The organism is Arachnia rubra (assembly GCF_019973735.1).
GTDB lineage: Bacteria > Actinomycetota > Actinomycetes > Propionibacteriales > Propionibacteriaceae > Arachnia > Arachnia rubra.
Map to the genome: position 1 here is coordinate 854384 of NZ_AP024463.1, position 17590 is coordinate 871973.

The following is a 17590-nucleotide window of genomic DNA, read 5'->3' on the forward strand; positions in this document are numbered from 1 at the left end:
CTGCCAGGATCTGCTGGCTACGGGCCTTGGGTGGGTTTCTCATCGAGGGCCTGGCCCGGCAGCACGGGTTCTAGCCCTTCCAGCCCGCGGCCTCAGAGGCGGTGGGCTGGGGCGCCTGGCCTGGTGACCAGGACTGATGCCCGGGGCGCCAGTGCCGGGAACTCCGCGGTGTAGCGTTCCAGCCAGGCGGCGGCGAAGCCGGCGGCGTCGGACGACGGGACCAGCGCCCACACCGAACCGCCGAAGCCCGCGCCGAAGCTGGAGGCTCCCCTCGCGCCCAGTTCGCGGGCCAGGGCCTGCATCCGGATGGTCTCAGGCACCTGATTGCCCAGCCTGGTCTCGGCGTTGCGCTGGGAGCGGTCCGCGAGCTGTCCGAAGCCGTCGAGATTGCCGTCTGCCAGTGCCTCGACAGCGGCCGGGATCAGCTCCTGCGACTCGGTCAGGAAAGCCTTCAGACGCCTGGACAGGTCCGGGTCGTGAGCCACCACCGCATGCAGTCCCTCCAGGGCGTCGTCGTCGCTGGCCAGGACGTCGCCGATAGTCAGGTCCTCAGAGCCGGTCGCCGAATTCCACGCCGCCACGATCTCGCGGGTCCTCAGCGACGCCACGTTGTAGAGCTCCAGGGCCGAGCCGGTCTTCTCCGCCAGCACACCCGAGACCCCGACCACGAAGCTCCAGTCCGGGGGGAGGGGGACGGACTCGCCCTCCCGGATCGGGCAGAACCGGAACCGGGTCAGGTGGCCTTCCCGGCAGCACAGCATCGCGGTGTGGTCCTCGGAGCCGCCGAAGGTCCCGACGCCCCGCACTCCTGTGAGGGTTCCGAAGCTCATCCCGTTCTCAAAGCAGGCGAGATACCCAGCCAGGTCGATCTGGCTGCCGATGTTCTCCTGCCACTGCGGATATTCCCGGAAACCATTGTGGTCGATCAGGCACAGCGCCAGCGCGACGACCAGCGCTGAACTCGACGACATCCCCGAGGCCAGCGGCAGGGTCGAGTCGATCACCAGGCGGGCGGGACGCAGCTCACCGAAGTTCAGTGCCAGGCGGTCGATCACCGCCTGCAGATAGCCACCCCAGTGACCTGCCGGCGGCGAGTCAGGACTGTTGGGGGCAAGGCTCAGCTCCTCACCGGGTGAGGCCGTGGTGGTGGCGCAGATGCCGGAGTCGCTGTCCTGCAGCTCGACGGTGACTCCCTGCGTCACGGCCGCCAGCAGCGAGTTCCCGCCGGCGTAGTCGGTGTGCTTGCCGAGGACCTCCAGCCTCCCGGGGACGAACCAGGCGGTCACAGACTCACCTCACGGGCGCGCAGGGCCTCCACCACCGAGGCGATGTCTCCGCGGTTCGACATGTCAAGCACCCCGAAGCCGGCGCGGACGACGTGATACGGGTCGCCGCCAGCGATGGCGTGGCGCACCGCGTCGGTGATCTCGTACTCGCCACGCGCCGACTTCGGGATCGCGCGGGCAGCCGGGAAGATCGCGGGAGTGCACAGCCAGCAGTTCATGGAGATCACAGCCTCAGAACCCAGACGGCGGACTGTGGCCTCGTCGGGTTTCTCGACCAGCTCAGCCAGGTTGCCGCTGGCGTCGGCGGTGGCGAGCGCGAACGCTGCGATCCGGTCGGCGGGGATGTTGGAGCTGGCCAGCATTCCCTCACGGGTGAAGCCGACCAGCGCCGAGCCGGGCACCTCCCTCAGCAGGGCCAGCGCCTCGGTGGGGTAGTAGTTGTCGGAATTGATCACCAGCACCCGGTCATCGCCAGCGAACTCCTCCGCAGCCAGCACGGCGTTCGCGGTGCCGAGGGGCTCGGCCTGCACCGCGTAGGAGATCCTCACACGCCGCTTTGCAACGCCGTCGTAGTAGTCGCGGATCAGGTCATGCTCAGGGCCGATCACCAGGCAGACCTCGGTGAAGCCGGCATCCGCCAGAGCGGAGATCACATAGTCCAGAAACGGACGTCCGTCGAGGGAGATCATCGCCTTGACCCCGGCGTCAGCAGCCTTGCTCTGCTCAGCGGTCAGGGCGACGCCGCTGGCGGCTTTGCGCATACGCGACCCGAGCCCGCGAGCGAGGATGACGGCCTTGTGAGGTGCGGTAGTGGAAACCATGGCGTGCAGCCTATTGAAGCCGCGCCCGATGATCACACCGGGGCAGGAAATGATCAGATCAGGTGCCGGGACGCGCTGTCGAGGATCATCGCCATCGACACGGCACCCGGGTCGAGGTGCCCGACGGACCGCTCCCCGAAGTGCGCGGCCCGGCCCCGGCGGGCCCGCATGCCACGGGTGGCCTCCGCGCCCGCCTGGGCTGCTGCCGCGGCCCGTGTCAGGGTGGTGGCGGCGTCCTCGTCGCGTTCCATGGCGGCGTGCTCCAGGACCTGGATGGCAGGGCACAGGGCATCGAGCATCGTCTTGTCGCCCGCCTTTGCTCTGCCCCGTGAGGCGATCCCGTCGCGGCCGGCCTTGAGGGCCTGCCAGATGCTGGAGACCGTGTGCGGCGACTGCCAGAGCTGCCCGACGCGCAGGAAGAAAGTTCCGTACAGCGGACCGGACGCGCCGCCGACGGAGCTCACCAGGGCCATGCCCACCTGGTTCAGGTACTGGCGGGTGGTGGTCCCAGGGGCAGGGGCAATCGTGGCCGCGGTCGCCAGGCCGCGAGCCATGTTCGTGCCGTGATCACCATCACCGATGGCGGCATCCAGTCCGTCGAGTTCGTCGATGCGGGCCTCGAACTCGGCGGCTGTCGACTTCAGCCAGGTGCTCACGGCATCGGGAGCGGCAAACATAGATGTCCTTTCGGTCCAGGATCGGGGCGCGATGACGTGCTTGGGCGAGACTTCCAGGCGGTCACCGTAGGCCTCGCAGGAAGTCCTCGTCATCATCAGGCCCAAGCTGGCGTGGCCGCGGACGAGAGGTGGGCCGTCCCGCGAAGAGCCAGGCAAACGGCCCTATCACCGGGACACAGACCACCACGAACAACCACAGCCACCTGGGCATGGCGCGTACGCGGGTCCCCTTGGTCTGGGCCAGTTCGACGACGCAGTAGATGGTCAGCATCACAATCGCGATGATCGACAGCACCCTGAGCACGCTGCAATTCTAACTCCCGGAGGCGGTGTTATGGTCAGGCGATTTACTGTGGCGCACAGGTGGTGGGTATGAGCTTGGAGGTGGCGCGGATGCTGGCGGGTGAGTCCGCGTTGTGGCTGGCGGACGGTCCGGCGCCCCGGTTGCCGGAGGGCGTGGGAGCGGTCGTGCAGACCTCCGGGACCACCGGGACCGCCCGCCGGGTCGTGCTCTCCCGGGCAGCGCTGCGGGCTGCCGCCGAGGCCGCGCGGGAACGTGCCGGATGCGACCTGACCTGGCATCTCGCGCTGCCCGGACGCTATGTTGCCGGGCTGATGGTGCAGGTGCGCTCGGCGCTGGCGGGACGCCGGTCGCCGGTCGTTGCGGCCAGCCTCGACGGCCTGCGCCCGACCGGTGAGGGCGACGCCATCAGCCTGGTTCCGACCCAGCTGCACCGGGCCCTGGAGAACCCAGCCACGACCAGTCTGCTGCGGGCCTTCGACCTGATCCTCCTTGGCGGCGCGCCTCTCAGCCCGGAGTTGCGGGAACGCGCCGGGGCCGCGGGGCTGGCCGTCGTCGAGAGCTACGGCATGTCGGAGACCTGCGGGGGTGTGCTGTGGGACGGTGAGCCGCTGCCGGGGGTCGGGGTCGGGCTCCGGGACGGGCGCGTGGTGATCTTAGGCCCGACGCTCTTCGACAGTTACCTGGATGATCCCACCGCCACGGCTGAGGTCTTGGCCGGCGGAATGCTGCTCACCCGCGACCGCGGACGCTGGGAGGCCGGCAGGCTCGTCGTGACGGGACGCGTCGATGATGTGATCCTCTCCGGCGGGGTGAACGTTGACCTCGCCGAGGTGAGAGCCGCCGCTGCCCGCCTCGACCCGGAGACCGCGGTGCTGGCCGTCCCCGACGGGGAATGGGGGCAGCGGGTGGTGCTGTTCGCCCCCCGGGGCGACCTGGGAACCTGGCGCGACGCGCTGTCGCGGTCGCTGCCCAGGACCTGGCTGCCCAGGCAGCTCGTGGTCACCTCGATCCCCCGCACCCCGGGCGGCAAACCCGACCATGCGGCGCTGAATGACCTTGTTCCGCGCGTCTGCCATTAGCATTGCTGCAATCATGAACTCAGAGATTCCGCCGACAGGGGCGCCGGCCAAGCCAGTGACATCTAGGTGCGATCATGGCCAGGCCTGAGAAGGAGGGTGCACCGGGCGCTGCGCCGGAGCCGGGCGAGGCCGGGAAGCAGGGCTGTCGTGAGCCATCCGATTCCCGCCAGCACACCCGCCTCGCCGACTGGGTGGCTGGTGCCCGGCCCCGGACTCTCCCCGCCGCCGCGGCCCCCATTCTGGCGGGGGTGGCCGCGGGTTTCGAGTCCGTTCCCTCGCCGCCTCTTTGGCGGCTGGTGCTGCTTCCCCTGCTCTGTCTCGGGGTTGCACTGGCGCTGCAGGTAGGGGTCAACTACGCCAACGACTACTCCGACGGCATCCGCGGCACCGACGATGTGCGCGTGGGGCCCGTGCGCCTCACGGCTTCGGGGCTGGCCCGCCCCAGGAGCGTGAAGCGGGCCGCCTTCCTGTGCTTCGGGGCCGCTGCGGTGCTGGGCGGCGTGATCGTCGTCATCACCGGGCACTGGTGGCTGCTGCTGGTGGGGGCAGCCAGCATCCTCGCGGCCTGGTACTACACGGGAGGCCCTCGTCCCTACGGCTATCGCGGCCTCGGGGAGGTCATGGTGTTCCTGTTCTTCGGGCTGGTCGCCACCGTCGGCACCACCTTCGTTACCTTCGGGTCGGCGCCACCGGCCTCGTGGGTGGCGGCGACCGGGATCGGGGCGCTGGCCAGCGCCCTGCTGGTGGTCAACAACCTCCGTGACCTGGCCACCGACAGCGCGTCGGGCAAACGCACCCTCGCCACCCGCCTCGGCGATGCAGGCACCAGGGCGTTCTTCGTGGTGCTGCTGGTCGTCGGCGCGGTCTCGGTGCTGGGTGTGATGGCTCTGACCACTCCCTGGGCGGCGCTGGGGCTGCTGGGGTTCGTCCTGCTGTTCGGTCCGGCCGCGCGCCTCCTGGCAGGCGCCACCGGACGCGACCTGATCTCGATGCTCCAGGCCACCTCCGTCACGGAGCTGGTGATGGCCCTCGGCCTGCTGGTGGGCGTGGTGGTCGGCCGGTGATCGTCTTCGACATCCCGCTGAGGGTGCCGTTCCGGGGGGTCCGCCGCCGGCAGGGGATCCTGTTCCAGGGTGAGGCGGGCTGGGCTGAGTGGAGCCCGTTTCGTGAATATGCCGACGAGGAGGCCGCCGCCTGGTTGCGGGCCGCCGTTGCCGTGGCCCGTGAGGGCCATCCGGCGCCGCTGCGCGGCCGCGTCGCGGTCAACGGCATCATCCCGGCCATCGCGCCCGGCGAGGTGGCCGGCCGGGTCCTGGAGTCTGGATGCCGGACGTTGAAGGTCAAGGTCGCGGCCCCCGGCCAGAGCCTCGATGACGACGTCGCCCGGGTGGCCGCCGCCCGGGCCGCTCTGCCTGAGGGAGCCATCCGCGTCGATGCGAACGGGGCCTGGCCGGTGGACGAGGCCGAGACCGCGATCCGGGAGCTCGCACAGTTTGGCCTCGAATACGTGGAGCAACCCTGCGCCAGCGTGGAGGAGCTCGCCGCACTTCACCGCCGCCTGGACTCCCTGGTGGCGATCGCAGCCGATGAATCCATCCGCCGGGCTGCCGATCCCATGCGGGTACGCCGGCTCGCCGCAGCGGATGTCGTCGTGCTCAAGACCCAGCCAATCGGCGGTGCGCAGGCCTGCCTCGGCCTGGCGGACCGGCTGGGGTTGCCCGTGGTGGTCTCCAGTGCCGTCGAGACCTCCGTCGGGCTGGAGGCAGGGCTCCGGCTGGCCGCCGCCCTGCCGGAGCTGCCCTTCGCCTGCGGCCTAGAGACTGGGCGGCTGCTGTCCCGTGACGTCACCGCGCAGCCGCTGCTGCCCGTGGGGGGCGACCTGGAGGTGCGCTCCATCGTCGTCGGCTCCGGGGCGCTTTCGGCCTGCCGGGCCGATGCCGCCACCGAGCGGTGGTGGCTGGACAGGCTGCACCGGGTCGCCGCGATCGCCGGGGTGGGGATGCCATGAGCTCACCGCTGCTGGGGAAGGTGATCGTCGAGGCCCTGCTGGCCTGCGGGGTCCGCGATGTGCTGCTTGCACCCGGCTCCCGCAACGCGCCTCTGTCCCTGGCCCTCCACGCGGCCGAGGCCGCTGGCCTGATCAGGCTGTACGTCAGGATCGACGAGCGTGTCGCGACCTTCACCGCCCTCGGCCTGGCGAAGGCCTCGGGGAATGTCGTGGCGGTGGTCACCACCTCGGGGACGGCCGTGGGAAACCTGGTGCCCGCGGCTATGGAGGCCCGCGCGGCGGGCGTCCCCCTGCTGCTACTGACCGCAGACCGGCCCGCCACCCTGGTCGGCACGGGGGCGAACCAGACCTGCGACCAGCTGGGGATCCTCGGTCCCGCCGCCGTCGGCGTGCTGCGGCTCGCTTCCGGGACCGGCGGGGAGACGGCCTGGCGGGCGGCCATCGCCCGCGCCTGTGCCCTGGCCGCCGGGACCCGGACCCGCCGTCCCGGGCCCGTGCAGGTCAACGTGGAGTTCGATGTCCCGCTCGTCGATGCCGCCGTCGGCGCCCCTGCCCCGCAGCTGGTGCGTCCGGTGGTTGCGCCGAGCAGCGGAGCCGAGGTGTACGAGGCGACAGGTATGGCCCGCACCGTGGTGCTCGCCGGTGACGCTTCCCCCGCGGTGGGGGCAGAGGCGCGCGCCGCGGCCGAGGCCGCGGGCGTGCCCCTCTTGGCCGAGCCCTCCAGCAATGCTCGTGCCGGGAAGGCCATCGCCCGCTACCGGGAGCTGCTGCCCGTCCTGGCGGATGAGATCGAGCGTGTCGTGGTGTTCGGCCATCCGACGCTGTCCCGGCCGGTCTCAGGGCTGCTGTCCCGGCAGGACGTCGAGCTGATCGTGGTCGCCTCGCATGCTGACTGGGCCGACCCCGGTCATGCCGCCGCCCGGGTGGTCGACAGCGTCCTGCTGCCTCCCGGGGACCCGGCCTGGCTGGAACGCTGGCAGCAGCCGGCACCGGCGCTGCCGCCGCAGCTGACGGGCGAGTCGGTGGCGGCCGAGGTGGTCGCAGCCATGCGGCCTGGTGAGAATCTCGTGTTCGGCGCCAGCTCCAGCGTCCGTTACGCGGACGTAGCCCCGGTCAATCCGACCCCCGGCACCTGCTGGGCAAACCGCGGGCTAGCCGGGATAGACGGCACGGTCTCCACCGCCACCGGGATCGCCCTGGCGACCGGGGCCCCGACGACGGTGCTGCTGGGCGACCTCACCTTCCAGCACGATCTCGGCGCGCTGATCTTTCCGCGCCACGAACCTGAGGTGTGTCTACGTGTCATCCTTTTGGATGACCAAGGGGGTACAATCTTCGCGTCACTGGAGCCCGGACAACCCGTTTTCGCGGCTGCCTTCGATCGTGTCTTCCGGGTTTCACAAGGGGTTGAACTAGGTTCAGTGGCCCGTTCGATGGGGTGGCGGACGGCAGAAGTTACCTGCATACAATCTCTACGTCAGATACTTGCCAAACCAAGCTCTGGCCGAGAGTTACTGCATATTGATACTGGTCGGGACTAGCCTTCAGGAGTGGCGAATGAATACTCATTCAAGGAGGGAAAACGAAGTGCGTCAGTTTCACAAACCCGTACGACGGCCCAGCGACATCCTTGAAGAGTTCGAGGGTTCCGGGGATCCTGCAGACGCGAGCAGTACAGCTCACGACACCGCAGCGGTGCTCGTGCACCTAGTGGGGGATAAGGCAGTTCCCGCGGTGCGCACTCGGCTGGTGGAGTACATAGCCGCCGAGGGTATTGAAGACCTTTTGGAGCTCTGGTCCCAGGCTGCTGCGGTGACGCTGCCTGGGGCTCTGTGGAGGTTGCGGCAGATAGAGCGGCAACTCCCCGAGGGTCCTGTTGCCGAAGAGGTCCGCAGCGTTCTAGCTGGAGAGTATGAGGGGGATTTCGGCGACTTGTGCGCCCGGGCTGCCATCATTGGCCGACGGCTTGGCCCGCGCTGGGATCAGCGCGCCGCGGACCTGGAGGGATGTGCCCGGTCCTGGTACGCCGGGACCCTCTGGTGATCTTAGAAGCTCACGCTATGATTGGTCATGCCGGATCGCGGTAACCCCGGGCTCCACCTTTAGCCGCTGCGAGCGGCCTTTCGCCGAGAGGCGTTCCCGGTCCGGTCCAGACTCTGGGGCGGTTGGCCTGAAAGGCCAGCCGCCCTATGTGATTTCAGCCCCAGCAATTCGTCGGCGGGGATCCGCCACGCTGGCCGGGAATCTCTTATGGGAATCCGGATGCGTGTCCCCTGCGGTGGGCGATAGCGTTGGCGCCCATGGACGTTGGTGTACCTCGGGAGACGGGTGACATGCGTGTCGCGGCCACTCCGAAAACCGTTTCCCAATTGCGGAAACTCGGCTATCACGTGTTTGTGGAGTCAGGAGCCGGTCTCGGAGCCTCATTCAATGACGACGCCTACCGTGAGGTCGGGGGAGTGATCGTCGGAAATGCCTGGAATCGTGATGTCGTGCTCACCATCGGATCGCCTTCCGACACACAGCTGCTGGAGATGCGCCGGGGTGCCACGCTGATCTCCATTCTCCGCCCCCAGCAGGACCCGAGTCTGACGAGGCGGATCGCTGCCCAGGACATCAGCGCCCTCAGCATGGACATGGTGCCACCAGTCTCGCGTGCGCAGGCCCTCGATGCCCTCAGCTCGCTGGCGGGCGTCTCCGGCTACCGGGCCGTCGTGGAGGCCGCCCACGCCTTCGGGCGGCAACTCACAGGCCAGGCCACCGCTGCGGGCAAGGAACCGCCCGCAACCGTCCTCGTGATCGGCGCGGGTGTGGCCGGGTTCGCCGCCATCCGGGCAGCCACATCGCTGGGTGCCGTGGTGCGGGCCACTGACCCGCGCCCCGAGGCCGCCGGGCAGGTCAGCTCCCTGGGCGCCACCTTCCTGCGGGCTGGCCAGCCCGGCCATGTGGCGCAGGATGCCGAGCTGTACGCGGCCCAGGTGCGCGAGGCCGACATCATCATCGCCACAGCAGCCATCCCGGGCGAGCTATCGCCCAAGGTGATAACAGCCCAGATGGTCAGGTCGATGAGACCGGGCTCGGTGATCGTCGACCTGGCGGTCTCCGCCGGCGGCAACTGCGAGCTCACCCGCCCCGGCGAGAGCCATGTCACCGGCAATGGGGTCACCATCATCGGGTACAGCGACCTGTCGTCCCGTCTTCCCGGCCAGTCGTCGCAGCTCTACGGTACCCATCTTGTGAATCTGCTTAAGCTCATGACCCCGCAGCGGGACGGGAAGCTCGTTATCGACGTCGATGACGAGGTGATCCGCACCATGACCGTCGTCCACGCCGGGGAGGTGACTTTCCCGCCGCCCCCTGTCCAGGCAGCCACGCTGAGCGGCCCGGAGCCCGCCGCGGAAGATAGGTCCATGGCTGTGTCCGCAAAGCCATCGCGGCCCTGGTGGCTGCCGGTGGCCTGGGCTGGGCTTGGCGCGGTGGCGCTGATCGCGCTGCTGACGGTGGCACCATCGCAGTTCGTGGGCCTGGCGGCCATCCTCACCCTGGCCGCCGCCGCCGGGTACTACGTGTCCTGGAACCTCACTCATGCCCTCCGTGCTCCGCAGCTCAGCCTCGCCAACGCTGTGTGCGGGGTCATCCTCGCCGCCGCCATGACGCAACTGGCGCACGGCGACTGGCTGGTCAAGTCCATCGCCTTCGTGGCCGTGGCACTCGCCTCCGCCGCCGTCTCCGGCGGCTTCACGGTGACCCACCGCATGCTCACCTTGTTCCGGAGGAGTTGAGCCGTGCTGGGTAACTTCGTGCAGGCCACCCACATCGCGGCGGGGTTGATGTTCATCCTTGCGCTGGCGGGGCTTCGCAGACGCGAGACCGCCAGGAGGAGCACTGCCTTCGGCATCCTCGGCATGGTCTTTGCGCTGGTCGCGACGGGCGTCGCCATCACCCACGACGGCCTCGCCGCCGGCAGCGCTCAGTGGGATTCCGTGGCCCTGCTGTGCGCCGCGGTCCTCACCGGCGCCGTCATCGGCGGCTGGAAGGGTCGCAGGGCTGAGATGGCCGCGGTGCCGGGGCTGGTCGCGCTGTTCCAGAGCCTCTCCGGCGCCACCGCGATGCTGGTTTCCCTCAACGCGCACCTCGTGCCCGCGCAGTCTGGTGCGCTGTATTCCGCTGAGGTGGTGCTGGGGCTCTTAACCGGGGCGCTGGTCTTTGGTGGTTCGCTGGTGGCCTGGGCTAGACAGGACGATCGTATTGCCGCCAGGGTGCTGGCGCCTCCTGGCGGGTTCTGGACCGGCCTGGCGGTGGCTGCCGTCGTGGTGGGACTCGGCTGGTGGTATGTGGTGACGCCCTCGCTGATCCCCTTGCTGCTGTTGGTGTTGTCCTCGCTGGCCCTGGGATATCACCTGGCGGCCGTTCCCCGCGGTGCTGACGTGCCGGTGGCCGTCGCGGTGCTCGGCTCCTGCTCCGGGTGGGCGGTGGTTCTCGCTGGGCTCCTGCTAGACCAGAGCGTCCTCGTCATCGCGGGTGCCCTGGCCGGGGTCTTCGGCGCGGTCCTGGCCTATGACATGTGCCGGTCCATGAGCCGACCGCCCGGCGCTGCGCTCCTGGGCGCCTTCAAGAATACGAACGTATTGGACTCTGGGGTGGGGGAGGAACCCCGGGTGGTGAATCCCGCGGACGTGGCCACGATGCTCGCCGGCGCCCGGTCGGTGCTGATCGTGCCCGGCCACGATATGGCCGCGGCGCAGGCCCAGCGCCCAATTGCAGAGATCTCATCGCGGCTGCGGGAGCGTGGCATCAGGGTCAGATTCGCGATCCATCCGGTGGCCGGCCGGTTCCCTGGGCATCTGAATGTGCTCCTGGCCGAGGCTGGGGTGCCCTATGACAGCGTCCTGGAGGTGGACGAGGCCAACGAATGCTTCACGGACACGGACGTGGTGCTGGTCGCTGGGGCCAGCGACACGGTCAACCCGGCGGCCGGCGAGCCGGGCTTCCCAGCCGCGGGGATGCCCGTTCTGAGAGTCTGGGAGGCAGGCCAGGTGGTCGTCTTCACGCGCTCCCTGGAGGCCGGCAGGAACCCACTGCTCCATGGCGACAACTCGGTGATGTGCCCCGGCGATGTGAGGACATCGCTGCACAGCGTCCTGGCCAGGCTCGCGGAACCCGCCAGATGAACCCATAGGACCATAGACAAGGAACTTCACTGGCCGGTTTCCCCGGAATCGGCTAGTCTCGGCCACGCCCCCACGTTAAGGAGAACTCCGTTGACTGATCGCGTCGGCATCTGACCCGCGCTGACGCCGTGGAGCTCTGCTCCGGCTCAGCGCATCCTGCTGACCGATCGGAGTTCCATGCCCTCACACGTTTCTCTTTCCCACGTCCATTTCACCTGGCCGGATGGCGAACCCTGCCTGACTGACGTCACTGCCTCCTTCACACAGGGGGTCACCGGCGTCGTCGGACGCAACGGGTCAGGCAAGACGACGCTGCTGCGGCTCATCACCGGTGAACTCGCCCCCACCGCGGGGACCATCATCCGGGACGGCGCTGTGGATCTGCTGCCCCAGCACCTGACACTGGCGACCGGCGGTCAGGTCGCTGACTTGCTCGGGATCCGGGCCCAGCTCACCGCGCTGCGGGCCATCGCCGGGGGTGACGCCGATCCCCGGCACTTCGACGTGGTCGGAGACGCGTGGGACATCGAGGCCCGCGCGGGGGAGGAGCTCGCCGCCGCGGGGCTCAGCCTCGGGCTGGACCGTAGCGTCGGTTCCCTCTCGGGCGGCGAGGCGATGCTCGTCGCGCTGATCGGACTGCAGGTCAGGCGCTGCGGCATCGCCGTCCTCGACGAGCCCACCAACAACCTCGACCGCCACGGTCGCGCACGCGTCTACGACCTGCTCGCCCGGTGGCGTGGCGCCGTCATCGTTGCCAGCCACGACCCTCAGCTGCTGCGCCGTGCTGACGCGATCGCCGAGGTGCGCGATGGTGTCATCCAGCTGACCGGTGGGAACTGGGACGTCCACCAGGCGGCGGTCTCTGCGGGGCGGCAGGCCGCGGAACGGGAACTGCGCGAGGCGGAGCAGCAGCTGCGCCGGGCGCGGCGCCAGCGCATCGCGACCCTGGAGAAGGCCTCCCGGCAGCAGCGGGTATCCAGGGATGCCAAGCGGCGCGGGGTGGAGAAGGCCCAGCGCGACTACTTCACCAACCGCGCCGAGGGATCCAGCGGGCGGGCGCGGGAACTGGCCGACCAGCGGGTCGGGCAGGCGCAAGACGCCGTCGAGCAGGCGGAGTCCCGGCTGCGGGAGGGCGACGCCGTGGCCATCGACCTGCCGCAGCTGCGACTGCCTGCCTCGCGGCGCCTGGTGGAGGTGAACTCCGCTGAGCCGCCCCTGGTGCTGCAGGGACCCGAGAGGGTGGCGCTCACCGGACGCAACGGCGCGGGCAAGACCCGGCTGCTGGATGCGCTGCTGACGGGTGGCGCCACGGGACGGGTGCTGACCCATAGGGTCGGCTATCTGCCACAGCGGCTGGCCCTGCTGCCGGGTGAAGCCTCGGTGCTGGAAGCCGTGAACGGCGCTGCACCGTCGGCTAGCCGGGCGCAGCTGCGCTCCCGGCTAGCCCGGTTCGGCCTGCGTGACCTCGCGGTCACCCGCCGCGTGGCGGCCCTGTCGGGCGGCGAGCGTTTCCGCGCTACCCTCGCAGCCCTGCTGCTGGCCGACCCGCCACCGGAGCTGCTGATCCTCGACGAGCCCACCAATAACCTCGACCTCGCAACCGTCGATCTCCTCGTCGCCGCCCTCGATGCCTATCGCGGCGCGCTGATCGTCGTCAGCCACGACGACGATTTCCTGGCGCGTCTTGCCATAGACCGCATCTGGGAGGTCGCCGATGGTGCTGTGCGGGAGCGGTTCACAGGTCACCAGATGCCGTGATCCCATCGCTTCTCACACCCGGATCCGTGAGGGACCGGAACGCTGCGTGGTGGTCCCCATCCTGGCCTGGCGGGCTCAGGGCATCGGGGGCGCCGGGAAACGCGTGCCCAGCCAGTCGAAGATGACGGCCTGGGCCAGGCGCAGGTTGTTCAGCTGGCAGTGCGCCTCGCAGCCATCGGCGGCGGTGAAGACGCGGGAGGTCACCGACACCCCGCGCTCCGTGAGGCTGTGCTCCAGGAAGTCGAGCTGCCGGCGTAGCTCCGGGCCCTCACCGGTGCTGTAGAGGAAGAGCGAGGGACATGTGATGCGGCTGTGATCGACGGGCTGTGCCCGTTGGAGCACCTCCTTGACGGCGCTGACGAAATCCGCGGTACCGAACTGCCAGGCGTAACGCCGCAGGTTCACCTCCGCGGCCTCGTTCACACGGCCTGTGAGCGTGAGCATCCACTTCAGGAAAGGCCCCGGGACCCGCAGGGCCGCCCCGAACTCCCTGCGGAAGACCTCGGCGACGTCGTAGATGGGAGTGGCCGCCACCCAGGCATCGATGCGGGGATCCGTAGCGGCGGCCTGGCAGGAGAAATATCCGCCGCCGGAGACGCCATATGCCGCGACGTGGGTCGTGGCCGGGATCTCCGCGTACAAGTGGTCGATGACGGCGGAGACGGGGCGCTGCATGCCAGTGGTGAACGTCAGGCCACGGGCGGGGGTGTGGCCCTGTCCGGGAAGGTCCACCATGATCGCGTTGTAGCCGTGCTGCCAGGCTGCCAGGCCCACGAACGCGAACAGATCCTCCCGGCTGGTGTCCCCGCCGCCGATCATGGTGATGGCCGGCCGTGGCTTATCGTCCAGCTTCAGGAGATACCCGGGCAGTGAACTGTTCTCGAACGGCACCTCGATGGCCGTGACCGGAGCCCGCCACCAGCGCATCGCGGTGGCGAAGGCATCCTCCATGCGCCGCCAGCGCTCGGTAAATTCCGGTGCGGCGGGATCGGTGAACTGCAGGACGGCGCGGTTGGCGTAGCAGTCGGTCAGGGCCCACTGCCGGGCCTCCTCAGCACAGCCTGCGGCGCTGGCGGTGTGATGCTGGGCACGGTCGGCGAGGGCGCCGAACTCACGCCGCCAGTCGGAGGCCCTCGCGTTGCGGATCCGGCTGGCCGCGGCAAAGAGCGGTCCGTGGGCGCCGAACAGGCTAGAGATGCCCAGCAGGTAGCTGAAGATGAAATCCATGTCCGCACTGCGGAAACGCACGCGTGTCTTCTGCCTGGCCATGATCTCGTCAGAGGAGCGCACGATGCATAACTGTACTCACCACTGTAGCCACCGGCTGGGGACTCCGCTGCCGCGTATCGCGGTGCCCTGGCGTGTTTCAGGAGTCGAACTGCTCCAGCCATTCCCGGACATGCCAGGTCGCGAGGACATCGTCCTCGTTGTATTCGAGGACGCGTTTGCGGGCCGCCTTCCGGTCCTTGGCGGTGGGGCCGTCGACGGCCGTGGCGAACCAGGTCTGCGAGTTCAGGCCACCTGGCTCCTCATCGCGCCACGAGAAGCCTGCTCCCTTGCTGGCCACCACCTTCAGGCCGAGCCCGTCCACGGCGACGAAGTTGTCGCGGATCACCTGGAACAGGTCGACGAAATGCTCCTTCACCAGGTCGCAGGCCGCCAGCAGGTCCGGGTGTTCGCTCCGCTGCGCCAGGCGGCGCAGGTGCACTACCTCGTAGTCGGAGTAGTGGTACACCAGCAGGCTGGGATGCCTGGTGGCCAGGCGCACCAGCCAGCGGGCGAAACTGGCCGCCACCTCCACCTCGGCGCTGGGGGAGAGATAGCTGAAGGAGCTGAAGTGGTGGTATTTCTGCGTCCCCGCGCCGCGGTTGGTCAGGAGGGCCCCCCACAGGTAGGTGCGGTCACCCTCATCGGTCTCGATGTCAAGATCCACCTCGACCGGGGCCCTTTGCACCTCGACCGGATCCACAGACACCTTCTCCAGGGCGACTCCGCGTTTCAGCATCCGGGCGCGCCGGGCGGCGGTCCGGAGCCGGGCCTCGGCGCGGTCGCGGTGCGCGGTCAGGGGCAGGTAGTCGGGCAGTAGGGCCTCGACGTCAGCATCGGCCAGCTGCGATACCGTCGTGATCCCGAGCCCCATCAGGGCCTGGAGCTCACGGACGTCCAGGGGGGTCTTGGAGATGCGCAGGGAGATGTCGTCGTCATCCATGCGCGGACGGCAGGTCTCCCACCAGGCACACCATTCGCATTCCGGCACCCGGATGGGGCGCACGACCGGGGGAGTGGTCGTCTCTGGTGTGCGTTTCATCGCCTCCTGGGCGACGTACACCCGGAAGCCGTGCTCGTGGTCGTAGCGTTCCAGGGCCGAGCGGAGCCGGTGGCCGCTGGGTGCGGTGCGGGAGAAGGTGCGCAGGAACCGCAGTTCGAGGGGCACCCAGACGATCATCCCGTTCTGCCGGTCGTCGAACCCGATCAGGCCGGCCAGCGCCGTGGCGGCCGAGCGGCCACAGGCCTGGAGCAGCCGCCAGTGATGGGCCAGCTCCAGCAGCGCCCCTTGCCGGTAGGCGCGGAATCGGAATCCCGGGAGCGGGTCCAGGATCGTGGGGCAGGAGAACGCGGAGGTGCGCAATTCCTTGGCGTTGCGCTGTCTCTCCAGCAGCCGGTAGGGCTTGACACGTACCGGCCAATATCCGGGACGGCCGTCGAGCCGGTCGTCGCCTCGCACCAGGGCGTCAGGATGCCCAGTGCGATGTCCCTGCTCGTCGTGGGCCAGGGAGCCGCCGACGATCATGGGAGCTCCGGCGTCCATCGCCGCCAGGGTCTTCGCAGGGTCGTGCCCTGAGGCGCGCAGGTCCACCACGTCACCGCACCGGCACAGTGCGTTCAGCGTCGATTCGCGGAACTCGGAGCCGCCCGCGAACGCTTCCAAGAGCGACTCGTCGAGGGGATCGTCCGGTTTCGGTGTGCCGGGATCGAATGCGTTGAAGGTTTTGACAGGGCAGCTGCGCGCTGCGTATGGGTCCAGCTGGAATGTCATTTCCAAGCCCGGTGCAGAGCAACGATGCCGCCCGTCAGGTTCTTCCACTCGACGTCCTGCCAGCCGCAGTCCGCGATCAGGTCCGCCAGCCTTTCCTGCGCGGGCCATGCGAGGATTGACTCGGCGAGATAGCCGTAGGCCACGGGATTGCTGGAGATCCTGGCGGCGAGGGGGAGCAGGCGCAGGACCCCCTTGGCGTAGGCGGCCCGCAGCGCTGGGCTGACCGGGGTGGAGAATTCCGCGATGACCAGCCGTCCGCCCGGCTTGGTCACCCGGAGCAGCTCCCGCAGCGCGGCAGCGGTGTCCTCCACATTGCGCAGTCCATAGCTGATCGTCACCGCGTCGAACACGCAGTCGGCATACGGCAGGGCCAGGGCATCGCCGCGCACGAAGGCCAGCCCCGGCTGCTGGCGCTTGCCCACTGTGAGCATGCCCATGGACAGGTCGGTGGGGAACACGTGCGCCCCAGCTTCCTGGAAAGGCAGCGACGACGTGCCCGTGCCCGCAGCGAGGTCCAGGATGCGTTCCCCAGGGCGGGCATCAACCGCGGCGATGGTCTCCCGGCGCCAGCTCCGGTCCTGGCCGAACGACAGCAGCGAGTTCAGCAGGTCGTATCGTGCGGCGACCCCGTCGAACATGGCCGAGACCTCGGCACGTTTCTTGTCGAGATCGGCACGGGTTGGCTGCATGCGCCACACCTTATCGCTCGTGGCTGACAAGGCGGGAAAGGGTTGGTGCCTGCGGGAACTTTCAGTGCAGGACGGCCAACAGGTCGACGCGATCGATGTCGTGGTACCGCCACTGGCCCATCAGCTGGCCGACGACGTCTTTGATGGGTTCCCGGACGAGTTTGTGCACCACATGCGGGTAGCCTGACGTCTCGCCTGTCACCAGGCCGCTGCCGAACACCTTGATGTTTTTCGGCATCGGGTCGCTCTGCCCAGCCGCGATGATGTCGGCGTCGGAGTCCTTCTCGCGGATCACCCGCACGAGCTCGTCCAGGTAGACCGGATCGGTCTGGGCGTCGTAGCCGTAGCGGACCCCCAGTTCCGAATGCTGGAGTGTGCCGATCAGCGCGCCGCCGTCGAGCGGGTGTGGCCGCCAGGTGACGGGGATGTGGTAGACGGCGTCGGCGGAGCGCACCAGCATGCCGTCGAGGCCCACCTCGCCCTCGGGATCGACGAACCGGAACCTGGCAACGAGCTCCAGATCTTCGGCGTCCCCGTCGAACCACCACTGACTGGGCAGCCAGGCTGAGAGCAACTCTAGCTTGCCGGGATGCATTGTGGCCTCGGGATACACGATGGAAACGCCGCTCATGAATTACCTCCATTGGTACTTTCCTGCATCCTACACATAAAACGCGAATAGGGACAGCAGGGTGCTGAGGTGTCGCATCATTGCGGGCGAGCCTGGTGGATCTCCCGCCGGGCCAGCCACTGGAACACA

At 69.0% G+C, this 17590-nt stretch carries 16 protein-coding genes; 8 read left to right on the forward strand and 8 right to left on the reverse strand.

Annotated features, from left to right (window positions below; all coding sequences use genetic code 11):
* Positions 1 to 92 precede the first annotated feature (92 nt).
* The 4 genes from SK1NUM_RS03735 to SK1NUM_RS03750 are packed head-to-tail and all read right to left on the reverse strand — an operon-like array spanning position 93 to position 3088.
* Positions 93 to 1286 (reverse strand): galactokinase family protein, encoded by a 1194-nt coding sequence (locus SK1NUM_RS03735; RefSeq protein WP_212325515.1) that lies wholly within the window; start codon positions 1284 to 1286, stop codon positions 93 to 95.
* Positions 1283 to 2107, reverse strand: coding sequence for a nucleotidyltransferase family protein (locus SK1NUM_RS03740; protein ID WP_212325517.1), 825 nt, complete (start codon positions 2105 to 2107; stop codon positions 1283 to 1285). Before SK1NUM_RS03740 ends, SK1NUM_RS03735 begins: the two co-directional genes overlap by 4 nt.
* A gap of 53 nt (positions 2108 to 2160) precedes the next feature.
* Positions 2161 to 2880: a dihydroxyacetone kinase subunit DhaL gene (gene dhaL, locus SK1NUM_RS03745; protein WP_223927785.1), complete on the reverse strand. Its 720-nt coding sequence runs from the start codon at positions 2878 to 2880 to the stop codon at positions 2161 to 2163.
* A complete protein-coding gene (locus SK1NUM_RS03750; protein ID WP_212325519.1) occupies positions 2846 to 3088 on the reverse strand; it encodes a PLD nuclease N-terminal domain-containing protein in 243 nt (80 codons plus the stop codon). Before SK1NUM_RS03750 ends, dhaL begins: the two co-directional genes overlap by 35 nt.
* A 68-nt stretch (positions 3089 to 3156) precedes the next feature.
* On the opposite strand from SK1NUM_RS03750, the gene SK1NUM_RS03755 reads away from it, so the two are divergent.
* The 8 genes from SK1NUM_RS03755 (at position 3157) to SK1NUM_RS03790 (ending at position 13104) form a co-directional block, all read left to right on the forward strand.
* A complete protein-coding gene (locus SK1NUM_RS03755; protein ID WP_223927787.1) occupies positions 3157 to 4167 on the forward strand; it encodes an AMP-binding protein in 1011 nt (336 codons plus the stop codon).
* A 74-nt stretch (positions 4168 to 4241) separates the two neighbouring features.
* Entirely contained in the window at positions 4242 to 5231 is a 990-nt protein-coding gene (locus SK1NUM_RS03760; protein ID WP_212325521.1) for a 1,4-dihydroxy-2-naphthoate polyprenyltransferase, read from the forward strand.
* Positions 5228 to 6175: an o-succinylbenzoate synthase gene (locus tag SK1NUM_RS03765; RefSeq protein WP_212325523.1), complete on the forward strand. Its 948-nt coding sequence runs from the start codon at positions 5228 to 5230 to the stop codon at positions 6173 to 6175. Before SK1NUM_RS03760 ends, SK1NUM_RS03765 begins: the two co-directional genes overlap by 4 nt.
* Positions 6172 to 7716 carry a 2-succinyl-5-enolpyruvyl-6-hydroxy-3-cyclohexene-1-carboxylic-acid synthase gene (gene menD, locus SK1NUM_RS03770; protein WP_212325524.1) on the forward strand — a complete coding sequence of 515 codons (1545 nt, stop codon included), beginning with the start codon at positions 6172 to 6174 and terminating at the stop codon, positions 7714 to 7716. The genes SK1NUM_RS03765 and menD overlap by 4 nt, the downstream gene beginning before the upstream one ends.
* Before the next feature lie 46 nt (positions 7717 to 7762).
* Entirely contained in the window at positions 7763 to 8218 is a 456-nt protein-coding gene (locus SK1NUM_RS03775) for a hypothetical protein (protein ID WP_223927789.1), read from the forward strand.
* Positions 8219 to 8475: 257 nt separating this feature from the next.
* On the forward strand, positions 8476 to 9957 hold the full coding sequence (locus tag SK1NUM_RS03780; RefSeq protein WP_212325540.1) for a Re/Si-specific NAD(P)(+) transhydrogenase subunit alpha: 1482 nt from the start codon (positions 8476 to 8478) through the stop codon (positions 9955 to 9957).
* Between the two features lie 3 nt (positions 9958 to 9960).
* Positions 9961 to 11346, forward strand: a complete 1386-nt coding sequence (locus tag SK1NUM_RS03785) for an NAD(P)(+) transhydrogenase (Re/Si-specific) subunit beta (protein WP_212325542.1) — start codon at positions 9961 to 9963, stop codon at positions 11344 to 11346.
* Between the two features lie 177 nt (positions 11347 to 11523).
* Entirely contained in the window at positions 11524 to 13104 is a 1581-nt protein-coding gene (locus tag SK1NUM_RS03790) for an ATP-binding cassette domain-containing protein (RefSeq protein ID WP_212325544.1), read from the forward strand.
* Positions 13105 to 13179: 75 nt separating this feature from the next.
* On the opposite strand, the gene SK1NUM_RS03795 is transcribed toward SK1NUM_RS03790, so the two are convergent.
* From SK1NUM_RS03795 to SK1NUM_RS03810, 4 genes are all read right to left on the reverse strand, one after another.
* Positions 13180 to 14394 (reverse strand): alpha/beta hydrolase family protein, encoded by a 1215-nt coding sequence (locus tag SK1NUM_RS03795; RefSeq protein WP_212325546.1) that lies wholly within the window; start codon positions 14392 to 14394, stop codon positions 13180 to 13182.
* 76 nt (positions 14395 to 14470) lie between these two features.
* Positions 14471 to 16141, reverse strand: a complete 1671-nt coding sequence (locus tag SK1NUM_RS03800) for a TM0106 family RecB-like putative nuclease (protein ID WP_212325548.1) — start codon at positions 16139 to 16141, stop codon at positions 14471 to 14473.
* Positions 16138 to 16830, reverse strand: a complete 693-nt coding sequence (locus SK1NUM_RS03805) for a demethylmenaquinone methyltransferase (protein ID WP_212325550.1) — start codon at positions 16828 to 16830, stop codon at positions 16138 to 16140. Before SK1NUM_RS03805 ends, SK1NUM_RS03800 begins: the two co-directional genes overlap by 4 nt.
* Before the next feature lie 61 nt (positions 16831 to 16891).
* The gene (locus tag SK1NUM_RS03810) at positions 16892 to 17461 is read right to left on the reverse strand and encodes a maltokinase N-terminal cap-like domain-containing protein (RefSeq protein WP_212325552.1); all 570 of its coding nucleotides are present in this window, start codon (positions 17459 to 17461) and stop codon (positions 16892 to 16894) included.
* Positions 17462 to 17590: the final 129 nt, after the last annotated feature.

Coding starts and splice junctions, on each gene's coding strand:
- SK1NUM_RS03805 (WP_212325550.1), bottom strand. CDS start 16,830: ATGCAGCCAACCCGTGCCGATCTCGACAAGAAACGTGCCGAGGTCTCG.
- menD (WP_212325524.1), top strand. CDS start 6,172: ATGAGCTCACCGCTGCTGGGGAAGGTGATCGTCGAGGCCCTGCTGGCC.
- SK1NUM_RS03755 (WP_223927787.1), top strand. CDS start 3,157: ATGAGCTTGGAGGTGGCGCGGATGCTGGCGGGTGAGTCCGCGTTGTGG.
- SK1NUM_RS03800 (WP_212325548.1), bottom strand. CDS start 16,141: ATGACATTCCAGCTGGACCCATACGCAGCGCGCAGCTGCCCTGTCAAA.
- SK1NUM_RS03740 (WP_212325517.1), bottom strand. CDS start 2,107: ATGGTTTCCACTACCGCACCTCACAAGGCCGTCATCCTCGCTCGCGGG.
- SK1NUM_RS03810 (WP_212325552.1), bottom strand. CDS start 17,461: ATGAGCGGCGTTTCCATCGTGTATCCCGAGGCCACAATGCATCCCGGC.
- dhaL (WP_223927785.1), bottom strand. CDS start 2,880: ATGATGACGAGGACTTCCTGCGAGGCCTACGGTGACCGCCTGGAAGTC.
- SK1NUM_RS03760 (WP_212325521.1), top strand. CDS start 4,242: ATGGCCAGGCCTGAGAAGGAGGGTGCACCGGGCGCTGCGCCGGAGCCG.
- SK1NUM_RS03780 (WP_212325540.1), top strand. CDS start 8,476: ATGGACGTTGGTGTACCTCGGGAGACGGGTGACATGCGTGTCGCGGCC.
- SK1NUM_RS03790 (WP_212325544.1), top strand. CDS start 11,524: ATGCCCTCACACGTTTCTCTTTCCCACGTCCATTTCACCTGGCCGGAT.